We start from the raw sequence: 21,945 nt of genomic DNA on the forward strand, positions 1-21,945 counted from the left end.
CCGTAGTCTCGTCCTCACTCGGGCATCTAGGTTGAGGGACTCACGTGGCAGAGGCGGAGAGCGTCATCGGAACGCCGGACACTTCGGACGACAGCGAGCGGCGGACGCCGGAGCAGACGCGCAGCGGCCGTGGACGACGGATCGCCGTGCTGTTCTCCGTGGCGGCGTTCGCCTACGCGCTCGACCTGATCAGCAAGATGCTGGTGGTGGCCAAGCTGGAGGGCCGGGCGCCGGTCGAGGTCGTGGGGGACCTGCTGGAGCTGCACGCCACCCGCAACCCCGGCGCCGCCTTCGGTTTCGCCCCCGCCTTCACCGTGATCTTCACGGTGATCGCCGCCGCCGTGATCGTGGTGATCATCCGGCTGGCCCGCAAGCTCTACAGCTTCCCCTGGGCGGTCGCGCTCGGCCTGCTGCTCGGCGGTGCGCTCGGCAACCTCACCGACCGGATCTTCCGGGCGCCCGGCCTCTTCAAGGGCGAGGTGGTGGACTTCATCGCGCCCAAGGGCTTCGCGATCTTCAACCTCGCGGACTCGGCGATCGTGTGCGGCGGCATCCTGATCGTGCTGCTGTCCTTCCTCGGCCGGGACCCGGACGGCACCATCCACACCAACTGACGGCCCGGCCCGGAACGCGGCGGGCCGGAACCGGTTTTCCACAGGCTCGTGCGGGGGCCGTCCGCCCGTCCGGCATACTCGACGGGTGAGCACGATTCCCGAGATCCGTACCCTGCCCGTGCCCGACGGCCTGGAGGGCGAGCGCGTCGACGCCGCCATCTCCCGCATGTTCGGCTTCTCCCGCACGAAGGCGGCCGAGCTGGCCGCGGCCGGCAAGGTGCAGGTCGACGGCGCGGTGGTCGGCAAGTCCGAGCGGGTGCGCGGCGGCGCCTGGCTGGAGGTCGAGATGCCGCAGGCGCCCGCCCCGGTGCAGGTGGTCGCCGAGCCGGTCGAGGGCATGGAGATCGTGCACGACGACGACGACGTGGTCGTGATCGTCAAGCCGGTCGGTGTGGCCGCGCACCCCTCACCGGGCTGGTCCGGCCCCACCGTCATCGGCGGTCTCGCCGCCGCCGGCTACCGGATCTCCACCTCCGGCGCGGCCGAGCGCCAGGGCATCGTGCACCGCCTCGACGTGGGCACCTCCGGCCTGATGGTGGTCGCCAAGTCGGAGTACGCGTACACCTCGCTCAAGCGCCAGTTCAAGGAGCGCACGGTCGACAAGCGCTACCACACCCTGGTCCAGGGCCACCCGGACCCGACGAGCGGCACCATCGACGCCCCCATCGGCCGCCACCCGAACCACGACTACAAGTGGGCGGTCACCGCCGACGGCAAGCCCTCGGTGACGCACTACGACCTCATCGAGGCGTTCCGCGCCGCCTCCCTGCTCGACGTGAAGCTGGAGACCGGCCGCACCCACCAGATCCGCGTCCACATGGCCGCGCACCGCCACCCGTGCGTCGGCGACCTGACCTACGGCGCCGATCCCACCCTGGCCAAGCGGCTGGGCCTGACCCGCCAGTGGCTGCACGCCGTGCGGCTCGGTTTCGAGCACCCGGGGGACGGCCGCTGGGTGGAGTTCGGGTCCGACTACCCGGAGGACCTCCAGCGGGCCCTCGACCAGGTCCGCGAGGAGACGTACGGATGAGCGCGGACCACGCGGCGCGGCACACCCTGCGGATCGCCGAGGACCCCGCCGACCTGGAGGCCTGTTTCGCGGTCCGCAAGGAGGTCTTCGTCCGCGAACAGGGCGTCGACGAAGCCATCGAGTACGACGAGTACGACGCCGTCGCCGTACATGTGCTGGCGGTCCGCGCGGACGGCGTGCCGCTGGGCACGGGCCGGCTGCTGACCGGAGAGGCGGCCGTCGCCAAGACCGGCGCGGACCCGTCCGTCGGCTCGCTCGGGCGGCTCGCCGTCGCCCGGGAGGCCCGCGGGCTCGGCATCGGCGCCGCCCTGGTGCGGGCCATCGAGGACGCGGCCCGCGCGCGCGGCCTCGCCGCGGTGGACCTGCACGCGCAGACCCAGGCGCTGGGCTTCTACGAGCGGTTGGGTTACGAGGCGTACGGTCCGGAGTTCCCGGACGCGGGCATACCGCACCGCTCGATGCGCCGCGCCCTGTAGCCGTTCCCCGGGGCGGCCGGCGAGAGCGCCGGTGACCGAGGGTGCGGCGGGCCCCCGGGGCGATGTGCCGGGACGGCCGGTGCCCGGGTCGCGTGGCAGGCTTGAAGCCTCTCGTGTGATCGTCGACCCAGGAGCGCCGGCCTTGAATCAGTTGGCTCTGTTGTTCGTCCTGCTGCTCGGGGCCCTGGTGAGCGTTCCGGTGGGGGACCGGCTCAAGCTGCCCGCCCCGGTGCTGATGACGCTGTTCGGCGGGGTCCTCGCGGTCGCCGACTTCGTGCCCAACGTGAACATCCCGCCCGAGCTGATCCTGCCCGGGCTGCTGCCGCCGCTGCTGTACGCGGCCGTACGCCGCACCTCTTGGCGGCAGTTCGCGGCCAACAAGCGCCCGATCCTGATGCTGGCCGTCGCCCTGGTGTTCGTGACCATGGTGTGCGTCGCCTTCGTCGCCCACGCGATCGTGCCCGGCCTGTCGGTCGCCGCCGCCGTGGCGCTCGGCGCGCTGATCGCCCCGCCCGACCCGGTCGCCGCGACCAGCGTCGCCGGGCAACTCGGGCTGCCGCGCCGCCTGGTCTCCATCCTGGAGGGCGAGGGGCTGTTCAACGACGTCACGGCGATCGTGCTCTACCACGTGGCGATCGCCGCCGCGGTGAGCGGCACGTTCTCGCCGTGGCACGCCGGTCTGGAGCTGGTGCTGTCCGCGGTGGTCGCGGTGGTCGTGGGACTGGCGCTGGGCTGGGGCGCCAACCGGCTGATGGACCTGCTGGGCGACCCGACCCTCCAGATCGGCATGACCCTGCTGGTGCCGTACGCCTCCTATGTACTCGCCGAGAAGCTGCACGGCTCCGGCGTGCTCGCGGTGCTCACCACCGCCCTGTACCTCTCCGAGTACGCCACCGGAGCCGACGACGTGATGACCCGGCTGGCCGGACACACCTTCTGGGACATCATCGACACCCTGGTCACGGGCGTCGCCTTCGGGCTGATCGGTCTGGAGCTGCACAACGCCATCCGCACGGCCAGCGGCCGCTGGGGCGAGCTGATCGGCTGGGCGGCCGCCGTCGCCGGTGTGGTGATCGTCGTCCGGCTGCTGTGGCTGCTGCCGGCGACCTGGCTGACCAAACGGCTGCACGCCCGCCGCGACCTGGACGAGGAGATCCCGACCAGCTGGCGGGAGACGGTGGTGATGTGGTGGTCCGGGATGCGCGGGGTGGCCTCGGTGGCCCTGGCGCTGGCCATTCCGCTGGAGACCGACGCCGGACGGCCCTTCCCGGACCGGGACGAGATCGTCTTCATCGCCTTCGGGGTGATCGTCGCCACCCTGGTGGTCCAGGGGCTGACCCTGCCGTGGCTGGTCGACCGGCTCAGGGTGCAGGCCGACTCCGAGCGGGAGAAGGAGTACGAGAAGGAGCTGGCGGTGCGCGCGGCGAAGGCGGCCAAGCGCCGGCTGCGGGAGATCGAGCAGGTGGAGGACCTGCCCGAGGAACTGTCCGAGCAGATGTTGCGGCAGGCCTTCGACATCGGCATCCGGATCAGCCCGGACATGGGCGAGGAGGAGCGGCGCGAGGCACAGCACCAGCGGGCCAAGCGGCTGAAGCGGATCCGGCGCATCCAGGGCGAGATGCTCAGCGCGGCCCGGCACGAGGTGCTGGCGGCGCGCAGCGAGCCGGGCGTGGACCCGGAGATCGTGGACCGCGTCCTGCGCCACCTCGACGTGCGCAGCCTGCGCTGAGGCCTCCGGGGACGCGGTCGCACCGCGGTTCCCGGGCTCTGTCCGGCTCCCGGGCTCGTCGCGCCGCGGTCGGCCGGGCGTCTGTCCACAGCCGGCGCCGTTGTGCGGTCATACGAACACACCGTGATTGTGGACGAACGGGAGCGCGGGCGGCGGCACGCTCCTACGCTCGGATCATGACTCGCAACATCGTGATCAGCGGAGGCGGTACGGGCATCGGGCTGGCGACGGCCCGGGCCTTCGCCGAGGACGGGGACCGGGTGCTGCTCCTCGGGCGCCGTGCGGAGGTACTGGAGAAGGCCGGGGTGCCGGGGGCGCTCACCCACGCGGCGGACCTCACCGACCCCGCCGACGTGCGGGGCGTCGCCCGCCTCGTCGCCAAGGAGTTCGGCACCGTCGACGTGCTCGTGCACAGCGCGGGCGGCTCCGGGCAGCTGGAGCCCCCGGCCGCCGGCGACGACCCCCTCGACCGGGTGGCCCACGCGTGGACGGTCGCCTTCAAGCTCAACACCCTGACCGCGGCCCTCCTGACCGAGGCCCTGGAGGAGCGGCTGGCCGAACCCGGCGGGCGGGTGCTCTTCCTCAGCTCCATCGCCGCCTACCGGGGTTCCGGCAGCGGCGCCTACGCGGCGTCCAAGGCGGGGCTGCACCCCTACGCCCACGACCTGGCCAGCCGGCTGGGCCACCGCGGCATCACCGTGAACGTGGTGGCGCCCGGCTACATCGAGGACACCGACTTCTTCGGTGACGCCATGGCCGAGGAGCGGCGGGCACAGCTCATCGCCGAGACCTCCAACGGCCGGGCGGGCCGGCCCGGCGACGTGGCGGCCACCCTGCACTGGCTGGCCTCGCCCGCCGCGGCGCACATCACCTCACAGGTGATCCAGGTGAACGGAGGCGCCGAGCGCGGACACTGAACCGGCCCCCGCTCAGCCCCGGCCGGTGCGCGGGTACTCGTAGGCCTTGCGCAGGGTGCCGCGGTCCGGGGAGGGGACGCGGTAGGGCGGGAGCACCGCGTCCGAGGTGTTGACCCGGGGCAGCGCGTAGGGGTGCTCGGCGGACAGCCAGCTGATCATCTGCTCGCGGACCGCGACCCGCACCGTCCAGATGTCGTCGGCGTCCTTCGCGGTCACCAGCGCGCGCACCTGGATGGTGTTCGGGGTCGAGTCGGTCACCACCAGGCCGTAGGCGCGGCCGTCCCAGGCCGGGCACTCGCGCAGGATGTCGCGCAGCTTCTCGCGCATCGCGTCCATCGGCGCGCTGTGGTCGAGGTGCCAGTACACGATCCCGGTCATCTGCGGGGTGCCCCGCGACCAGTTCTCGAAGGGCTTGGAGGTGAAGTACGACACCGGCATGGTGATCCGGCGCTCGTCCCAGGTCCGTACCGTCAGAAACGTCAGGGTGATCTCCTCGACCGTGCCCCACTCGCCGTCCACGACGACCGTGTCGCCGAGCCGGACCATGTCGCCGAAGGCGATCTGCAGCCCGGCGAACATGTTCGCCAGCGTCGACTGGGCGGCGACACCGGCCACGATGCCGAGGACACCGGCCGAGGCAAGCAGGGAGGCGCCCGCCGTGCGCATCGCCGGGAAGGTCAGCAGCATCGCGGCCACCGCGACCACCCCGACGATCGCCGAGACCACGCGCATGATCAGCGTGACCTGGGTGCGCACGCGCCGCACCCGCGCCGGATCGTGGTGGGCGCGCGCGTAGCGGGTGTACGTCGTCTCGACCACGGCCGCCGCGATCCGGATCACCAGCCAGGCCGCCGCCCCGATCAGTACCAGGGTCAGCGTCCGTCCGATGCCGACCCGGTGCTCCTGGAACAGCTTCGCCTGGTCGTAGGAGCCTCTGAGCAGGGCGGCGCAGAGCACCAGCTGGTAGGGCACGCGGGCACGCCGCAGCCGTCCCCACAGCGGGGTCTCGGGGTGGCCTTCGTCGGCCTTGCGCAGCAGGACGTCCGTGGACCAGCCGATCAGTACGGTCAGGAATACGGACGCGCCGACCACGATCACCGGTCGCAGTACGGTCTCCATGCATTCGAACGTAACCGGCTGCGCCGATCGTGAACCTGTGACTTGGACCGCTGCCGGGCCGGGGCGCCGGCGGCCGGGGCCGCGCTGGGGCCGGCACGGGCGCTGCTGGCACCATGGCCTCATGAACATCATGCTCTTTCACTCGACCTACGGGCTGCGGCCCGCGGTGCGCGACGCCGCGGACCGGCTGCGCACGGCCGGCCACCAGGTGTGGACGCCGGACCTCTTCGCGGGCCGGACGTTCGACACCGTCGAGGAGGGCATGGAGTACAGCGACGGGATCGGCAAGGAGGAGCTGCTGAAGCGGGCCGTGCTGGCGGCGGCGCCGTACTCGGAGCGGGGACTGGTGTACGCCGGGTTCTCGCTGGGCGCCTCGATCGCGCAGACCCTGGCGCTCGGCGACGCCAAGGCGCGCGGGCTGCTGCTTCTGCACGGCACGTCGGACATCGCGGCGAACGCGTACGTGGACGAGCTGCCGGTGCAGCTGCACGTCGCCGAGCCGGACCCGTTCGAGACGGACGACTGGCTCAGCGCCTGGTACCTCCAGATGGGCCGGGCGGGGGCCGACGTGGAGGTCTACCGGTACGCGGGGGCCGGGCACCTGTACACCGACCCCGGGCTGCCGGACTACGACGCGGAGGCCGCCGAGGCCACCTGGCGCGTGGCGCTCGGCTTCCTCGACGGCCTGCGGTCCGCGTAGCGGCCCGCGCTGGGTGCGCTACACCGGGTCGTAGGTCCGCTCGACCTTCTGCGTGCCGCTGCGGGTGCGGTAGGAGCGCTGCCAGGCGGCGGTGGCGTTCGGGTCGGTGCGGTCGGACAGGACGTAGTAGTCCATCTGGGCGCGGTCGGCGGTGATGTCGAGCACGCCGAAGCCGTGGCGGTCGGTGTCCACCCAGTGGACGTGCCGGTTGGCGGCCTCGATGAGCGGCGCGGCGACCGCGGAGACCGTGCCCTCGGGAACCTTGACGATGTCGTCGAGGTTGTCGGAGGTCACCGAGGTGATGACGAACTCGGTGGCGGCCGACCTCGACAGCGGGTAGGTGCCCGCGTCCACCGGCACGTCGTTGGCCCAGGACATGTGGATGTCGCCGGTCAGGAAGACGGTGTTGCCGATGTTGTTCGAGGTCAGGTGGTCGAGCAGCTCGCGGCGGTCGTGGGTGTAGCCGTCCCACTGGTCGGTGTTGACGCCGATGCCGCCCTGCGGCAGGTCGAGCAGCTGGGCGAGCGGCCCCAGCAGGTCGGCGGTGAGCGAGCCGACGACGAACGGCGCGATCATCACCGAGTTGCCGACCAGCCGCCACTTGGTGTCGGAGGCCTTCAGACCCGCCTTCAGCCAGTCCAGCTGGGCCCGCCCGGTGATGGTGCGGTCGGCGCCGTCCACCGAACCGCTGGTGCCGGACACCTGCTGGGAGCGGAACGAGCGCAGGTCCAGCAGGGACAGGTCGGCGAGCTTGCCGAAGCGCAGCCGCCGGTAGGTGGTGCCCTCGATCGCCGGGCGCACCGGCATCCACTCGAAGTAGGCCTGCTTGGCGGCCGCCTTGCGGGCGGTCCAGGTGCCCTCGGCGCCCTCGGTGTGGTTGACCGCGCCGCCCGACCAGGCGTTGTCGGCGAACTCGTGGTCGTCCCAGATGGCGATGACCGGTGCCTTCAGGTGCAGGGCCTGGAGGTCGGGGTCGGTCTTGTACCTGCCGTGCCGGGTGCGGTAGTCGGCGAGCGTGATGATCTCGTTGGCGGGGGCGTGCGGGCGCACCACCTTGCCGCGGGCCGCGTACTCGCCGGACTTGTACTCGTAGATGTAGTCGCCGAGGTGCAGCCAGGCGTCCAGGTCGCCGCGGGCGGCGAGGTGGCGGTAGGCGGAGAAGTAGCCGGCCTCCCAGTTGGCGCAGGTGACCACGCCGAAGCGGAGCCCCGCGACGTCGGCGGTCGAGGCCGGGGCGGTGCGGGTGCGGGCCACCGGGGAGTCGGTGCCGCCGCTGGAGAAGCGGAACCAGTAGTCGGTGGCCGGCTCCAGACCTCGGATGTCGGCCTTCACGGTGTGGTCCGAGGCGGCCGTCGCGGTGGTGGAGCCCTTGGCGACGACCTGGGTGAGGGCCTTGTCCTTGGCGACGACCCAGCCGACCTCGGTGTCCGGGCCGACGCCCGAGCCGGGGGTCGCCTCCGGCACGGGGGTCACCCGGGTCCACAGCAGGATGCCGTCGGGCAGCGGGTCGCCGGAGGCGACGCCGTGCAGGAAGGCCGGGGCCTGGTCGGCGGCGCGGGCCGGCAGCGCGGCGGTGAGCGGCCCGGCCAGCACAGCGGTGGCCGCCGCGGCCTTGACGACCGTACGGCGGCTCGGGGAAAGGGAGTTGGGGCCCTGGGAGGCCGGCAGTGATCTGTCTCGACTGGTCACGGCCGAACAGGTTACCGGGCAGTAGAACAAAAGAGCGGGCGAACCTGGAAAGTTCGCCCGCTCTTCACCGTGCGGTCGGTCCCGGTACGGCCGTCAGCCCTTCATGGCCGCGTCCACCGCCTTGTTGAAGTCGGCCACCGTGGAGATCATGTTGCCGCCGTTGAGCTGCTTGCCGTCCATGACGAAGCCCGGCGTGCCGGTCACCCCGTCCTTGTTGTCGTCGAAGGTCTTCGACATGGCCATCGCCCAGGCGTCGTAGGTGCCCTTCTTGACGGCGTCCTGGAACGCGGCGTTGTTCTTCAGCGCCGGGACGGTGTCGGCGACCTTGATCAGGTAGCTGTCGTCCTTGAACTTGTCGTCGTTCTCGTCCGGGTGCCACTTCGCGGAGTACAGCGCCGTCTTGTAGTCCAGGAACGCCTCGGGGCTGACGTTCAGCGCGGCACCGAGCGCGCTCAGCGCGTTCTTGGAGCCCTCGCCGTTGTCGTGTGCGTCGAGGAACGTGGCGCCCACGTACTGGTACTTGAACTTGCCGTCGTCGATGTCCTTGTGCAGGGTCGGGCCGACGGTCTGCTCGAACTGGGCGCACACCGGGCAGCGCGGGTCCTCGTACATCTTGAGCGTCTTCTTGGCGCTCGCCTTGCCGATGACGACCGTGGTGCCCTTCGTGCCCGTCGTGTGGGCGGGCGCGACGACCTTCGCGCTCTTCATCTGCTCCCAGTAGCCGGGCTTGTTGGCCTGGACCACGGCGTAGCCGATGCCGCCGGCCGCGGCCAGCACGACCACGACCGAACCGGCCACGATCGCCTGCCGCCTGGCCTTGTCGCGCTTGGCCTGGCGCTCGCGTTCCTGGCGCAGCCGCTCCCGGGCCGCCGTCTTCGCCGCCTGGCTGTTCCGCTTGCTCATCTCGGTGATCTCCCTGAGGGGGCGCGCGGTCGTGCCGCGCGCGGGTACGGGTGGAGGGTGCTCGGGCCGCCGCCGCTCAGTGAGCGGCGAGCGGGGCGGAGCACGGCGGTCCACGCCGTCCCAGGGAGTGCGTGAGGAGCCGGTCGCGGGCGGCCGAGGGGCGCGGGGCCGGGCGTGGCAGCCGGCGGACCGGGGCAGGCCGGACGGCGACCGCGGCCGCCGCGAGCAGCAGCGGCCGGAAGGAGACGGCGGCCACCGCGCGCAGCAGCTGCACCAGCGCCCGCTCGCCCCGGCGCAGCCAGGCGGCGGCCAGCAGGCCCACGCACAGGTGCGCGGCCAGCAGCAGCCAGGCGGTGGCCGGACCGGCGTCGGCGAACAGGGTGCCCGCGTGGCCGCGGCCGACCTGGGCGAGCGGGGTGCCCACGGCGCCGCCCCGGCACAGCAGGTCGAAGCCGAAGGCGTGCAGGGGACCGGCGACCGGGCCTTCCGCCCGGCCGTAACAGGTCTGCTGGCCGGTGGTGAAGACGGTGTCGGCGGCCAGCTCCAGCGGGATCAGCAGGGCCGCGATCCGGCCGAAGCCGCGTTCGCGGCCCGCCAGCGCGTACGCGCCCGCGAAGATCCCGGCGGCGACCGCGGCCACGGTCTCCGCCGGCAGCGGGGCCCGGGACAGCAGCACGTGCGACGCGGTGCCGAGGGTCACGACGAACGCCGTGAACAGCGCCGCGCGCACGGCTCTGAGGTGGGTCCCGGATATGTCCATAGCGAAAGGAGAGTCTGTCACGAAGCGGAGTAAGAGACCTCTAAAGAGGGGCTGTGAGTGCCCGCAGGCTACCGCCTGCGCCCCCGGCGCTACAGCCCCGGGATCCGGCCGTCGCGCAGCAGCTCCACGAAGAGGTGGTGATCCGCGCGGACCCGGGCGCCGTAGCCGAGCGCGAAGTCCGCCAGGAGGGGCGCGAAGCCCTCCTCGTCGGCGGCGATCGCCGCGTCGACGGCCCGCTCGGTGGAGAACGGCACCAGGGACTCGCCGGAGGCGTCGTGTGCCGCCGCGTGCATTGCCGCGGTGGCCCGGCCCAGGTCGGCCACGACCGGTTCCAGCTCCTCCGGGTCGTCCAGGTCGGTCCAGTCCAGGGCGACCGTGTACGGCGAGACCTCGGTGACCAGCCGGCCCGTGCCGTCCAGCTCGGTCCAGCCCAGCCAGGGGTCGGGGTGCGGCTGCAGGGCGCACCGGGAGACCACCGTGCGGTGGCCCTCGTGCTGGAAGTGACCGGCGATAACCGGATCCGTGATGTGCCGGGCGACGGCCGGGGTGCGGGCCGGTGCGACGCGGATCACGACGTCGTTCTCCAGGGCGTCGCTGTGGCCCTCCAGGAGGATGTCGTAGGACGGCAGCCTCGCGGGGCCGATGCCGGTGCCGCGGCGGCCCATGACGTCCTTGACCCGGTAGGACTCCGGGCGGGCCAGGGAGGAGTCCGGCAGGCTCTCCAGATAGCCGTCGAAGGCCGCCAGGACCTTGTAGCGGTCGGCCGCGTCCAGTTCCACCGAGCCGGCGCCCGCCGTGAACCGGCGCTCGAAGTCGCGGACCTCGGTCATCGGCTCCAGCAGCCCGGAGCGGGTGCGCGCGCGGGCCGCCCGCAGCGTGTCGAGCAGCGGACCCCGCGCGGTGTCCAGGGTGAACGGCGGCACCTCGTCGCTCTTGGCGCCCGTGGCCAGCGCGTGGATCCGCTCGCGGTAGGCGCTCGCGTAGGCGGTCACCAGAGCGGCGATCTGCGCGTCGCCCAGCGCCTTGGCGTGGCCGAGGAGCGCGAGCGAGACCGCGAAGCGCTTCAGGTCCCACAGGAAGGGGCCGACGTAGGCCTCCTCGAAGCCGTCCGCGCCGAAGACCAGGCGGCCTTCTGCGTCCAGGCGGGCACCGAAGCGGTCCGTGTGCAGGTCGCCGTGGATCCACACCCGCGAGGTGCGGTCGTCCAGGTACGGGCCGCCCCGCTTGCCGGCGGCCAGGTCGTGGTAGAAGAGGCACGCCGCGCCCCGGTGGAACGCGAGGGCCGAGGCCGCCATCCTCCGGAACGCCGTCCGGCACGCGGCCGGGTCGGCGGCCAGGAACCTGCCGAAGGCGGTGTCGAGAACGGCGAGGATCTCCTCGCCGCGCTGCTCGGCGCTGAGCTGGGGGACCGACATCGCGGGATGCCTCCTGGTGCGGGAGTGGTGCGTCACTGTGCGCTCGTCCGTACGACAGCGCCTCCGCCGTGTCCAACGGCCGACGCCACGCGGGAGTGCCCGGTTCCCGCACGGGGTCCGCCGGGACGGCCCACGGCGCCCGGCGGCGGGGCATAGACTTCGACGCTGTCCCCCCAGAACCGTCCGTCACTCGTCACCCAGCGTTCCCCGTGGAGGCCATACCGTGTCAAAGCCGCCGTTCACGCACCTGCACGTCCACACCCAGTACTCGCTGCTGGACGGTGCCGCGCGGCTGAAGGACATGTTCAACGCCTGCAACGAGATGGGCATGACGCACATCGCCATGTCCGACCACGGCAACCTGCACGGCGCGTACGACTTCTTCCATTCCGCGAAGAAGGCCGGGATCACCCCGATCATCGGGATCGAGGCGTATGTCGCCCCCGAGTCCCGGCGCAACAAGCGCAAGATCCAGTGGGGCCAGCCGCACCAGAAGCGCGACGACGTCTCCGGTTCCGGCGGTTACACCCACAAGACGATGTGGGCGGTGAACAAGACCGGTCTGCACAACCTCTTCCGGCTCTCCTCCGACGCCTACGCCGAGGGCTGGCTCCAGAAGTGGCCGCGGATGGACAAGGAGACCATCGCGCAGTGGTCCGAGGGCATCGTCGCCTCCACCGGCTGCCCCTCCGGCGAGGTGCAGACCCGGCTGCGCCTCGGCCAGTTCGACGAGGCCCTCAAGGCGGCCAGCGAGTACCAGGACATCTTCGGCAAGGACAAGTACTTCCTGGAGCTGATGGACCACGGCATCGACATCGAGCACCGGGTCCGCGACGGACTGCTGGAGATCGGCCGGAAGCTCGGCATCCCCCCGCTGGTCACCAACGACTCGCACTACACCTACGCCCACGAGGCGGGCGCCCACGACGCGCTGCTGTGCATCCAGACCGGCAAGAACCTCTCCGACCCCGACCGCTTCAAGTTCGACGGCACCGGCTACTACCTGAAGTCCACGGACGAGATGTACGCCATCGACTCCTCGGACGCCTGGCAGCAGGGCTGCGCCAACACGCTCCTCGTGGCCGAGATGGTGGACACCACCGGCATGTTCGAGAAGCGCGACCTCATGCCCAAGTTCGACATCCCCGAGGGCTACACCGAGGTCACCTGGTTCAAGGAGGAGGTCCGCCGCGGCATGGAGCGCCGCTTCCCGGGCGGCATCCCCGAGGACCGCCAGAAGCAGGCGGACTACGAGATGGACGTCATCATCTCGATGGGCTTCCCCGGCTACTTCCTCGTGGTCGCCGACTTCATCATGTGGGCCAAGAACAACGGCATCGCGGTCGGCCCCGGCCGAGGCTCCGCGGCCGGTTCGATCGTCGCCTACGCCATGGGCATCACCGACCTCGACCCGATCCCGCACGGCCTGATCTTCGAGCGGTTCCTCAACCCCGAGCGCATCTCGATGCCCGACGTCGACATCGACTTCGACGAGCGCAGGCGCGCCGAGGTGATCCGGTACGTCACCGAGAAGTACGGCGCCGACAAGGTCGCGCAGATCGGCACCTACGGCACCATCAAGGCCAAGAACGCGATCAAGGACTCGGCGCGCGTGCTGGGCTACCCGTACGCGATGGGCGACCGCATCACCAAGGCCATGCCCGCCGACGTCCTGGGCAAGGGCATCCCGCTGTCCGGCATCACCGACCCCAGCCACCCCCGCTACTCGGAGGCGGGCGAGGTCCGGGCGATGTACGAGAACGAGCCGGACGTGAAGAAGGTCATCGACACCGCGCGCGGCGTGGAGGGCCTGGTCCGGCAGATGGGCGTGCACGCGGCCGGCGTGATCATGTCCAGCGAGCCCATCGTCGACCACGTCCCGGTCTGGGTGCGCCACACCGACCAGGTCACCATCACCCAGTGGGACTACCCGAGCTGTGAGTCGCTCGGCCTGCTGAAGATGGACTTCCTGGGCCTGCGCAACCTCACGATCATGGACGACGCGGTCAAGATGGTGAAGGCCAACAAGGGCCTCGACATCGACCTGCTGTCGCTGCCGCTGGACGACCCCACGACCTTCGACCTGCTCCAGCGCGGCGACACCCTCGGCGTCTTCCAGTTCGACGGCGGCCCCATGCGCTCGCTGCTGCGGCTGATGAAGCCCGACAACTTCGAGGACATCTCCGCCGTGTCGGCCCTGTACCGGCCGGGCCCGATGGGCATGAACTCCCACACGAACTACGCCCTGCGCAAGAACGGGCAGCAGGAGATCACGCCGATCCACCCCGAGCTGGAGGAGCCGCTCAAGGAGGTCCTGGACGTCACCTACGGCCTGATCGTCTACCAGGAGCAGGTGCAGAAGGCCGCCCAGATCATCGCCGGCTACTCGCTCGGCGAGGCCGACATCCTCCGCCGTGTGATGGGCAAGAAGAAGCCCGAGGAGCTGGCGAAGAACTTCGTCCTCTTCCAGGAGGGCGCGCGCAAGAAGGGCTTCAGCGACGAGGCCATCCAGGCGCTGTGGGACGTCCTGGTCCCGTTCGCCGGCTACGCGTTCAACAAGGCGCACTCGGCCGCGTACGGCCTGGTGTCGTACTGGACCGCCTACCTCAAGGCCAACCACCCGGCCGAGTACATGGCGGCCCTGCTGACCTCCGTCAAGGACGACAAGGACAAGTCGGCGGTCTACCTCAACGAGTGCCGCCGCATGGGCATCCGGGTGCTCCCGCCGAACGTCAACGAGTCCGAGTCCAACTTCGCCGCCCAGGGCGACGACGTGATCCTCTTCGGCCTCTCCGCGGTGCGCAACGTCGGCACCAACGTGGTCGAGTCGATCATCAAGTGCCGCAAGTCGAAGGGGAAGTACTCCTCCTTCCCCGACTACCTGGACAAGGTCGAGGCGGTGGTCTGCAACAAGCGCACCACCGAGTCGCTGATCAAGGCCGGCGCCTTCGACACCATGGGCCACACCCGCAAGGGCCTCATGGCGCAGTACGAGCCGATGATCGACAACGTGGTCGCGGTCAAGCGCAAGGAGGCCGAGGGCCAGTTCGACCTCTTCGGCGGCATGGGCGACGACGCCGGCGACGAACCCGGCTTCGGGCTCGACGTGCAGTTCGGCGAGGACGAGTGGGACAAGACCTACCTCCTCGCCCAGGAGCGGGAGATGCTCGGTCTCTACGTCTCCGACCACCCGCTGTTCGGCCTCGAACACGTACTGTCCGACAAGGCCGACGCGGGCATCTCCCAGCTCACCGGCGGCGAGCACGCCGACGGCGCGGTGGTCACCATCGGCGGCATCATCTCGGGCCTGCAGCGCAAGATGACCAAGCAGGGCAACGCGTGGGCGATCGCCACCGTCGAGGACCTGGCGGGCTCGATCGAGTGCATGTTCTTCCCCGCCACCTACCAGCTGGTCTCGACCCAACTGGTCGAGGACGCCGTGGTGTTCGTCAAGGGCCGCCTCGACAAGCGCGAGGACGTGCCCCGGCTCGTCGCCATGGAGCTGATGGTCCCGGACCTGTCCAACGCGGGTGCCAACGCGCCGGTGGTCCTCACCATCCCGGCCACCCGGGTCACCCCGCCGATGGTCAGCCGGCTCGGCGAGATCCTCAGCCACCACAAGGGCGACAGCGAGGTCCGCATCAAGCTCCAGGGCCCGCGCAAGACCACCGTGCTGCGCCTGGACCGGCACCGGGTCAAGCCCGATCCGGCGCTCTTCGGCGACCTGAAGGTGCTGCTGGGCCCCTCCTGTCTGGCGGGCTGAGCGGGGCCGTGTCCGCGCGAGAGGGGCGCACCCGTGGCGGGTGCGCCCCTCTTTCACACAACGGGCGTCAACAGCCCTTTAGTTGTGGCCGAAGCTCTTCTGCTTCCGGCCGCGCCCGGTATCACCGGAGCTGCCCTGGATGTGCGACACCGGGGACTCGTGGGACTCCGCGGTGTGCTGCGTCTGCTCCTGGGCGTGACCGGCCTGCTGCGCCGCGCGGTTCTGCGAGCCACCCTGCTTGCGGTTCTTGTTCTTGGCCATGGTGATCTGCCTCCTGTGGGGGATCTCGGGGCCAGGACCGCGTTCAGATTCACATACGCTGACATCAATCGCATGTCGGACAATTACCCTGTGTGACAGGGTAGGTTGGCGAGTAACAGCCGCAAACGCCACGCCGAAGATCGAGTTCGGGCCGTTAACCCCCGCGCGGTCGGGCAGACTCGAAGGAAGTCCGAAGCAAAACCTCCCGGGAAGAGGGTGAGTCGCGTGGACCGCTGCATCGTCCTGGTGGACGCCGGGTATCTGCTGGGCGCAGCCGCCAGCCTCCTCGCGGGCGAGCCCTCGCGGTCCCGGATCACCGTCGACCACACCGCACTGATCCAGGCGCTGCGCGACCGCGCGGAGTCCGACACCGAACGGCCCCTGCTGCGCATCTACTGGTTCGACGGCGCCCCCGACCGGGTCCCCCAGCCGGAGCACCGCCGGTTGCGCGTCATGCCCCGTGTCACCGTCCGGCTCGGCGCCCTCACCCGCAGCGACGGGCGCTGGGCGCAGAAGGGCGTGGACGCCGCCATGCACGCCGAGCTGACCGAGCTGGCCCGCAACCGGGCCTGCTCCGACGTCGTCCTCGTCACCGGCGACGGCGATCTGCTGCCCGGCATGATGGCCGCCAAGGAACACGGTGTCGCCGTCCACCTGTGGGCCGTCCAGGCCGCGGACGGCGACTACAACCAGTCCGAGGACCTGGTCGCCGAGGCCGACGAGCGCCGCGTCCTGGACCGGGCCTGGATCACCCAGGCCGTCCGCGCCAAGGAACTGACCGGCGTGTGCGCGCCGCCGCCCGTGCCGCGCCCCGAGATCGCCGCGATCCTCTCCGCCCCGCTGCCCGAGTCCGCGCTCTCGGCGGCCGGCGAGCGCACCGCCGCCCGGGAGCCGCGACCGGCCGCCGCGGCCACCGAGAACGGCACCCAGGAGCGGGTGCCCGCCGCCAAGGGCGTGCCCACCCCCAAGGACCTCGCCGCGCTGCGCGCCCCCGGCACCCCGCCCGCCGCGCAGCCCGCCACCGCGACCCTGCGCTGGTCCTCCGACAAGGGCTGGGTGGACCGGCCGGGCACCGTCTCGGAGCCCGCCGAGGCCGCCGCCATGCCCACCCTGGCCCAGCTCACCACCGCCGAGCAGCGGTGGGCCGACCGCGAGGAGGACATCACCACCGTCGGCGGCGACCCCTACGAGGTCGGGCAGGTCTTCGCCCGCCGCTGGATGTCCCGGCTCGGCGACCAGAGCCACCTCCAGCGGCTCTCCCAGATGTACCCGCGCATCCCGCACCGCATCGACGGCGAGCTGCTGCGCTACGCCGCCCGCTTCGGCCTGCTCGCGCACAAGGACGACCAGATCGACGAGCACGACCGTTACGCCATCCGGGCGGGGTTCTGGCGCGAGTTCGACGTCCCGGCCGCCGCCGAGCAGGCGGCCACGGGGGAGTGAGCCCCGCGTCCGGCACCGGTACGGGCGGCCCCAAAGACGAGTAAAGGGCCCCGACCCCGTACCCTCTCCCCTTGTGAGTACGCGCGTGGGGCAGGCACTTCGGCAGGACGAGGTCGTCCGTGTGCGCGGGCTCGGCAAGACCTACCCGGCCGTCAAGGGGCGGCGCGGTGCCCCCGGCACGCCCGAGGTGCGGGCGACCGACGGCCTGGAACTCACCGTACGGCGCGGCGAGATCTTCGGGCTGCTCGGACCCAACGGCGCCGGCAAATCCACCCTGGTGCGCCAGCTCACCGGCCTGCTGCGACCGGACACCGGCAGCGTCGAGATCCTCGGCCACGACATCGTGCGCCACCCCGAACGCGCCGCGCGCCTCCTCGCCTACCTGGGCCAGGAGTCCACCGCCCTGGACGAGCTGACCGTCTCCCTCGCCGCCGAGACCACCGGCCGGCTGCGCGGCCTGGACGCGACGCGGGCACGGGCCGAGCGGGACGCCGTGCTGGAGGAGCTGGGGCTCACCCCGATCGCCGGGCGCGCGCTGAAGAAGCTGTCCGGCGGACAGCGGCGGCTCGCCTGTTTCGCGGCCGCCCTCGTCGGCGAGCGCCCACTGCTGGTCCTGGACGAGCCGACCACCGGCATGGACCCGGTGGCCCGGCGCGCGGTCTGGGCGGCCGTGGACCGGCGCCGCGCCGAGCACGGCACCACCGTGCTGCTGGTCACCCACAACGTCATCGAGGCCGAGACCGTGCTCGACCGGGTCGCCGTGCTCGACCGGGGCCGGGTCATCGCCTGCGACACCCCCGCCGGCCTGAAGGAACAGGTCGCCGGCGAGGTGCGGGTGGAGCTGGTGTGGCGGGAGCGCGCACCGCTGGACGTGCCCGAGGTCGCCGTGCTGCGCGAGCGGGCGGTGGAGTCCGGCCGGCGCTGGACGCTGCGGCTCGCGCCCGAGGAGGCCCGGGCCGCCGTCGCCACGGTCACCGGCGGTGCCGCCTTCGCCGCCCTGGACGACTTCACCCTCGCCACGCCCAGCCTGGAGGACGTCTACCTCGCGCTCGGCGGCGCCGCGCGGCAGGGACTGGTGAAGGCGTGAGCGCACGGGCCGCCGTACGCACCGGGGTCGGTACGACCACCGCAGACGCCGCAGGGAAGAGGAGCAGCACGTCGTGAGTGTCGTACCCGCGCAGGTTCTGCCGGACGGGGCCCGGACCGTGCCGGAGGCGGTGCCGGCCGCGGCGCCGCTCGCCCCGGCCGCGCGGCTGTGGCCGTCCCTGGTGGCCGTGTACCGGGCGCAGCTGTCCCGGGCCCGGGTGTCCAGGATCCCGCTGCTGTTCGTGGCCACCTTCCAGTCCGTCGGCATCACCGTGATGATGCGCGGGGTCGTCGACAACGGGTTCGAGGCGCGGTCCGTGGTGGCCGGCTCGTCCGTGCTGGTCGTCGCGTACGTCGCGCTGAACCTGCTGGCCCAGTACTTCGGGCAGCTGCGGGCCGGCGGCGGGCTCGACCACTACGCCACCCTGCCGGTGCCGCCGGCCGCGGTGGTGCTGGGCGCGGCGGCGGCGTACGCCTCCTTCACCGTGCCGGGGACGCTGGTGACCGCCGTCTTCGGCTGTGTGCTGTTCGGTCTGCCGCTGTCCAACCTGTGGGTGCTGCTCGCGGTCGTCCCGCTCGCCGGGGCCGCGCTGTCCGGGCTCGGCGCGGCGCTGGGGCTGCTCGCGCCCCGGCCCGAGCTGGCCACGCTGCTCGGGCAGCTGGGCATGTCGGCCGCGCTGCTGCTGGGCGTGCTGCCCGCCGACCGGATGCCGGAGATCATCCGGCTGGCGCGGGACCTGCTGCCCTCGACCTACGGCGTGGAGGCGTACGCCCGCACGTTCGGGGAACACCCGGACTGGGCGGTCGTCCTCGCTGACCTGGGGGTGTGCGCGGGCGTCGGGGTGGTCTCGCTGGCCGTCGCGGCGTGGGCGTACCGCAGGGCCGCCGTCCGATGACGCGACGCACAGGCCGACCTGGCACGATGTCAGGGTGACCGCACCGCTGAATCCGCCACCGCCGCCGCACGACGACTCCGCGCACCAGGTCTGGCAGACGCCGCCCGCCGGGGCGCCGGTCGCGGGCGCTTACCAAGAGGACGGCCCCGGGATGAAGACCGAAGCACGCGAGGCCGCAGTGATCACCCTGGTGGTGACCGTGGCCGGGGCGCTGCTCGGACTGCTGTGGTGGTGGCTGACGCCGCACGTGCCGCTGGTCGGCGAGGTGTCCGGCCGGACCTGGACGGTCTACCTCAAGGACAGCGAGGGCGAGCAGGCGATCGGGGTGGACGGCACGTTCACCCTGCTGGCGCTGGCGTTCGGCGCGGTCAGCGGGCTGGCGGTGTTCCTGTGGCGGCGCCGGGGCGGCGTACCGCTCGTCGTGGGCCTGGCGCTCGGCGGGCTGCTCGGCTCGGTGCTGGCGTGGCGGCTCGGCGTCTGGCTCGGCCCCACCTCCGACGTGATCGCGCATGCGCGGGCCGTCGGCAAGGGGGTCACGTTCCCGGCGCCGCTGCGGCTCGGCGCGAAGGCGGCGCTGCTGTCCTGGCCGTTCGCCGCCGTCCTGGTCCATCTGGGGCTGACGGCGTTGTTCGGCCCCCGCGACCCCGAACCGCAGCAGCCGGGCGAGGGGCCGGAGCCCTTCAGCCCCGCCCGATAGGCGCGAGCACCGCCCCCGTCAGCTCGGCCAGATCGCCCGGCGCCAGCTCGACCTCCAGGCCGCGCCGCCCCGCGGACACGCACACGGTGGCGTGGTCGCGGGCCGAGGAGTCCAGGACGGTGCGCAGCTTCTTGCGCTGGCCGAGGGGGGAGATGCCGCCCCGGACGTAGCCCGTGGTGCGTTCGGCCAGGGCGGGGTCGGCCATGGTCGCGCGCTTGCCGCCCACCGCCGAGGCCAGCGCCTTCAGGTCGAGGGTGCCGGCCACCGGGACCACGCCGACGACCAGCGTCCCGTCGACGTAGGCCACCAGGGTCTTGAAGACCCGGTCGGGGGAGACGCCCATCGCCTCGGCCGCCTCCTCGCCGTAGGACGGGTGGGAGGGATCGTGCTCGTAGGCGTGGACGGTGAACTCCACGCCCGCCGCGGTCAGCGCCACCGTCGCCGGCGTCCCCCCGGACTGCTGCTGCTTCTTCGACTTCTTCGCCATCGCTGTCTGCGGATCCCTCGGTTCGTACTCAGTTCAGGCTGGTCGGCGCCCGCGTCAGCTCGAACGCGGGCAACGACGGCAGGGTACGGATGATGGCGGTCTCCCCGCGCAGCAGTTTCAGCTCGTCCCGCAGCCGGGACGCGGTGTCCGGCGCCTGGAGCAGCCGCTGCTTGGTCGGCGTGTCGTGCACCATCGCGGCGGCCACCAGGTACGACACCACGCTCGGGTCGTCCGGCAGCTCCGCGCTCGTCGCGAGCGAACGCTCCCGCGCGCCCGCCAGCCGCTTCTGGTACTGCCGGAACGCCCGCAGCACGCCCTCGGCGAGCGCCCCCGCCTCGTCGCCCGGCTCCTCCGCCAGCTCCTCCAGCTCGGCCGTCAGGAAGGGGCCCGAGGCGTCCACGGACAGCAGCCGCACCCGGGTCGTCCCGGTCGCCAGCACCTCGAAGCCGCCGCCGGTGCGCTCCCGGATGGTCGCCGCGTCGGCCACGCAGCCCAGTCCGTGGAAGGCCTTGAGCGGGTCCGGGCCGAAGCCCGCGGCCGGGCCCCGCTCGGGCTGCGCCGTGGGGTCGGGCATGCCGGGGGCGCTCGGCGCCACCTCGTACCCGTCGCGGATGGCCACGACGGCGAACCGCCGCGGCTCGTCCTCCGGGGTCTTCAGCAGCTCGCGCATCATGGCGCGATAACGCTCCTCGAAGACGTTCAGCGGCAGCACGAGTCCTGGGAAGAGGACCGTGTTCAGCGGGAACAGGGGCAGACGGACGGTGGTCACGGCGCCCCAGCCTAGTGGTCGGCGGCGCGGCCGTGTCCGCGGTGGGCGGGCAGAAGGTCCTCGGGACCCGGCGGCAGACCTGCCGGGACAGGCGCCCCGGCCCCCGTCAGCAGGTGCCGGCGCAGCCCCAGGAAGTACCCGAGCGGGTCGTCCGAGAACCGGTCCCACGGGCAGGAGGTGACGTACGGGCCGATCAGCCGCAGCTGGCCGAGGGCGTCCTGCGGGCGGTCCAGGCGCAGCAGGACGTACAGCAGCGTGTTGCGCACGCCGGCGGGCCAGGGGTCGGCCGGGGCGAAGCACGCCGACAGGGCGATCGCACGGTCGGCCGCCGCGTCGAGCCGGTCCCGGGCGACCCCGGGGCCGCCGCCGTCGAGCAGACAGGCCAGGGCGGCCCGCACGGGCAGCGCCTGGACGAGCGAGCCGGCCGGGGCGTCCTGCGCGGCGAGTTCGGCGAAGTCGAAGCACTCGCGGTGCGCGGCGCTGGGCGCGTGCGGCGTGTCGCCGAACCGGACGCAGCAGTAGGCGGCCAGGTAGCGCAGGGCGGCCACATGGCAGCCGTAGTGGTGCGGGGCGCGGCGCAGCGCCGCCGCCCACAGCTCCTCGAAGTAGCGGTGCCCGGCCCGCGAGCCGCGCGCGTGGTCCAGCGCGATCCGCCAGGGCACCGGATCGCGGTCGTCGGCCCGCGCGGCGGCGGTGATCAGCGGGCTCACCTCGCGCAGCAGCTCGGCGCGGGCCGGCGACGACCACACCCGGTCCACCGCCAGCTGGGCCGCGACCAGCAGGGCGTTCGGGTCGTCCCGGTCGGCCGCGCGCCAGTTCTCGAACCACTCGGGGCGCAGCCGGGCGAAGGCGGCCAGCCGCCGGGCGTAGCGGTCGTGGTTCTCCCACTGGGCGGCGGCGCGGGTGGCGGCCAGCAGCTCGGCCGCGGCCCGGTACTCGCCCCGGCCGGCCGCGACCAGAGCGGGCGAGAGCCGGTCGTCGGGCGCGTCGAGCACCGCCTCGTCCCCGTCCGGGATCCGGCCGGCCGGGCGCGCGGGGCGCTTGGGCATCCAGGTGCGGCGGAGGAACGAGGGCAACGGAACCATGGTGCGGACCATTGAAAGTCCGCAGGTCGGGCCAGCGCCAGAGGCTTGGGGGAAGTTGTCGAAGGTTGTGCGACCGAGGGTCAAGGAGCAGTAAAGGGTATGTGTT

General features: G+C 72.3%; 20 protein-coding genes. 11 read left to right on the forward strand and 9 right to left on the reverse strand.

Annotated features, from left to right (window positions below; genetic code table 11):
- Positions 1-44: 44 nt before the first annotated feature.
- The 5 genes from lspA (at position 45) to HZZ00_RS07675 (ending at position 4,766) form a co-directional block, all read left to right on the forward strand.
- Positions 45-614, forward strand: a complete 570-nt coding sequence (lspA, locus tag HZZ00_RS07655) for a signal peptidase II (protein ID WP_070028577.1) — start codon at positions 45-47, stop codon at positions 612-614.
- Positions 615-699: 85 nt separating this feature from the next.
- Positions 700-1,644, forward strand: coding sequence for an RluA family pseudouridine synthase (locus tag HZZ00_RS07660; protein WP_180331490.1), 945 nt, complete (start codon positions 700-702; stop codon positions 1,642-1,644).
- On the forward strand, positions 1,641-2,120 hold the full coding sequence (locus HZZ00_RS07665) for a GNAT family N-acetyltransferase (RefSeq protein ID WP_180331491.1): 480 nt from the start codon (positions 1,641-1,643) through the stop codon (positions 2,118-2,120). Before HZZ00_RS07660 ends, HZZ00_RS07665 begins: the two co-directional genes overlap by 4 nt.
- 142 nt (positions 2,121-2,262) lie before the next feature.
- Positions 2,263-3,849: a Na+/H+ antiporter gene (locus tag HZZ00_RS07670; protein WP_180331492.1), complete on the forward strand. Its 1,587-nt coding sequence runs from the start codon at positions 2,263-2,265 to the stop codon at positions 3,847-3,849.
- Between the two features lie 176 nt (positions 3,850-4,025).
- Complete coding sequence (locus HZZ00_RS07675) at positions 4,026-4,766, forward strand: SDR family NAD(P)-dependent oxidoreductase (RefSeq protein ID WP_180331493.1); 741 nt, start codon at positions 4,026-4,028, stop codon at positions 4,764-4,766.
- Between the two features lie 12 nt (positions 4,767-4,778).
- On the opposite strand, the gene HZZ00_RS07680 is transcribed toward HZZ00_RS07675, so the two are convergent.
- A complete protein-coding gene (locus HZZ00_RS07680) occupies positions 4,779-5,885 on the reverse strand; it encodes a mechanosensitive ion channel family protein (RefSeq protein WP_180331494.1) in 1,107 nt (368 codons plus the stop codon).
- A 121-nt stretch (positions 5,886-6,006) separates the two neighbouring features.
- Here HZZ00_RS07680 and HZZ00_RS07685 point away from each other — a divergent pair, with 121 nt between their 5' ends.
- Positions 6,007-6,585, forward strand: a complete 579-nt coding sequence (locus HZZ00_RS07685) for a dienelactone hydrolase family protein (protein ID WP_180331495.1) — start codon at positions 6,007-6,009, stop codon at positions 6,583-6,585.
- Positions 6,586-6,603: 18 nt separating this feature from the next.
- Here HZZ00_RS07685 and HZZ00_RS07690 read toward each other — a convergent pair whose 3' ends face one another.
- The 4 genes from HZZ00_RS07690 to HZZ00_RS07705 all read right to left on the reverse strand — a co-directional run bounded on the left by HZZ00_RS07690 (position 6,604) and on the right by HZZ00_RS07705 (position 11,352).
- Positions 6,604-8,274 carry an alkaline phosphatase gene (locus tag HZZ00_RS07690; protein ID WP_180331496.1) on the reverse strand — a complete coding sequence of 557 codons (1,671 nt, stop codon included), beginning with the start codon at positions 8,272-8,274 and terminating at the stop codon, positions 6,604-6,606.
- 93 nt (positions 8,275-8,367) lie between these two features.
- A complete protein-coding gene (locus HZZ00_RS07695; protein WP_180331497.1) occupies positions 8,368-9,177 on the reverse strand; it encodes a thioredoxin domain-containing protein in 810 nt (269 codons plus the stop codon).
- Between the two features lie 76 nt (positions 9,178-9,253).
- Complete coding sequence (locus tag HZZ00_RS07700; RefSeq protein ID WP_180331498.1) at positions 9,254-9,937, reverse strand: hypothetical protein; 684 nt, start codon at positions 9,935-9,937, stop codon at positions 9,254-9,256.
- An 89-nt stretch (positions 9,938-10,026) separates the two neighbouring features.
- Positions 10,027-11,352 carry a DUF2252 domain-containing protein gene (locus HZZ00_RS07705; RefSeq protein WP_180331499.1) on the reverse strand — a complete coding sequence of 442 codons (1,326 nt, stop codon included), beginning with the start codon at positions 11,350-11,352 and terminating at the stop codon, positions 10,027-10,029.
- A 223-nt stretch (positions 11,353-11,575) separates the two neighbouring features.
- Between HZZ00_RS07705 and dnaE the strand changes: the two genes are divergently transcribed.
- On the forward strand, positions 11,576-15,115 hold the full coding sequence (gene dnaE / locus HZZ00_RS07710) for a DNA polymerase III subunit alpha (RefSeq protein ID WP_180331500.1): 3,540 nt from the start codon (positions 11,576-11,578) through the stop codon (positions 15,113-15,115).
- A gap of 78 nt (positions 15,116-15,193) precedes the next feature.
- Here the strand turns inward: dnaE and HZZ00_RS07715 are convergent, their stop codons facing one another.
- Entirely contained in the window at positions 15,194-15,376 is a 183-nt protein-coding gene (locus HZZ00_RS07715) for a hypothetical protein (protein WP_070028566.1), read from the reverse strand.
- 225 nt (positions 15,377-15,601) lie between these two features.
- Here HZZ00_RS07715 and HZZ00_RS07720 point away from each other — a divergent pair, with 225 nt between their 5' ends.
- The 4 genes from HZZ00_RS07720 to HZZ00_RS07735 all read left to right on the forward strand — a co-directional run bounded on the left by HZZ00_RS07720 (position 15,602) and on the right by HZZ00_RS07735 (position 19,498).
- Positions 15,602-16,819 carry an NYN domain-containing protein gene (locus HZZ00_RS07720; RefSeq protein WP_180331501.1) on the forward strand — a complete coding sequence of 406 codons (1,218 nt, stop codon included), beginning with the start codon at positions 15,602-15,604 and terminating at the stop codon, positions 16,817-16,819.
- 73 nt (positions 16,820-16,892) lie between these two features.
- Positions 16,893-17,906 (forward strand): ABC transporter ATP-binding protein, encoded by a 1,014-nt coding sequence (locus HZZ00_RS07725; protein ID WP_180331502.1) that lies wholly within the window; start codon positions 16,893-16,895, stop codon positions 17,904-17,906.
- Positions 17,907-17,979: 73 nt separating this feature from the next.
- Positions 17,980-18,801 carry an ABC transporter permease gene (locus HZZ00_RS07730; protein ID WP_180331503.1) on the forward strand — a complete coding sequence of 274 codons (822 nt, stop codon included), beginning with the start codon at positions 17,980-17,982 and terminating at the stop codon, positions 18,799-18,801.
- A gap of 34 nt (positions 18,802-18,835) precedes the next feature.
- On the forward strand, positions 18,836-19,498 hold the full coding sequence (locus HZZ00_RS07735) for an AAA family ATPase (RefSeq protein WP_180331504.1): 663 nt from the start codon (positions 18,836-18,838) through the stop codon (positions 19,496-19,498).
- Here the strand turns inward: HZZ00_RS07735 and ybaK are convergent.
- Genes ybaK through HZZ00_RS07750 form a run of 3 tightly spaced genes read right to left on the reverse strand, consistent with a single transcriptional unit; the run spans position 19,482 to position 21,851 of the window.
- Complete coding sequence (ybaK, locus tag HZZ00_RS07740) at positions 19,482-19,985, reverse strand: Cys-tRNA(Pro) deacylase (protein WP_180331505.1); 504 nt, start codon at positions 19,983-19,985, stop codon at positions 19,482-19,484. The two genes, HZZ00_RS07735 and ybaK, sit on opposite strands and share 17 nt — an antisense overlap.
- 28 nt (positions 19,986-20,013) lie before the next feature.
- Positions 20,014-20,754, reverse strand: a complete 741-nt coding sequence (locus HZZ00_RS07745; protein ID WP_180331506.1) for an LON peptidase substrate-binding domain-containing protein — start codon at positions 20,752-20,754, stop codon at positions 20,014-20,016.
- A gap of 11 nt (positions 20,755-20,765) precedes the next feature.
- The gene (locus HZZ00_RS07750; protein ID WP_257585712.1) at positions 20,766-21,851 is read right to left on the reverse strand and encodes a hypothetical protein; all 1,086 of its coding nucleotides are present in this window, start codon (positions 21,849-21,851) and stop codon (positions 20,766-20,768) included.
- Positions 21,852-21,945 lie beyond the last annotated feature (94 nt).

Origin of the sequence: Streptomyces sp. NEAU-sy36 (assembly GCF_013423905.1) — a bacterium.
Lineage (GTDB): Bacteria > Actinomycetota > Actinomycetes > Streptomycetales > Streptomycetaceae > Streptomyces > Streptomyces misionensis.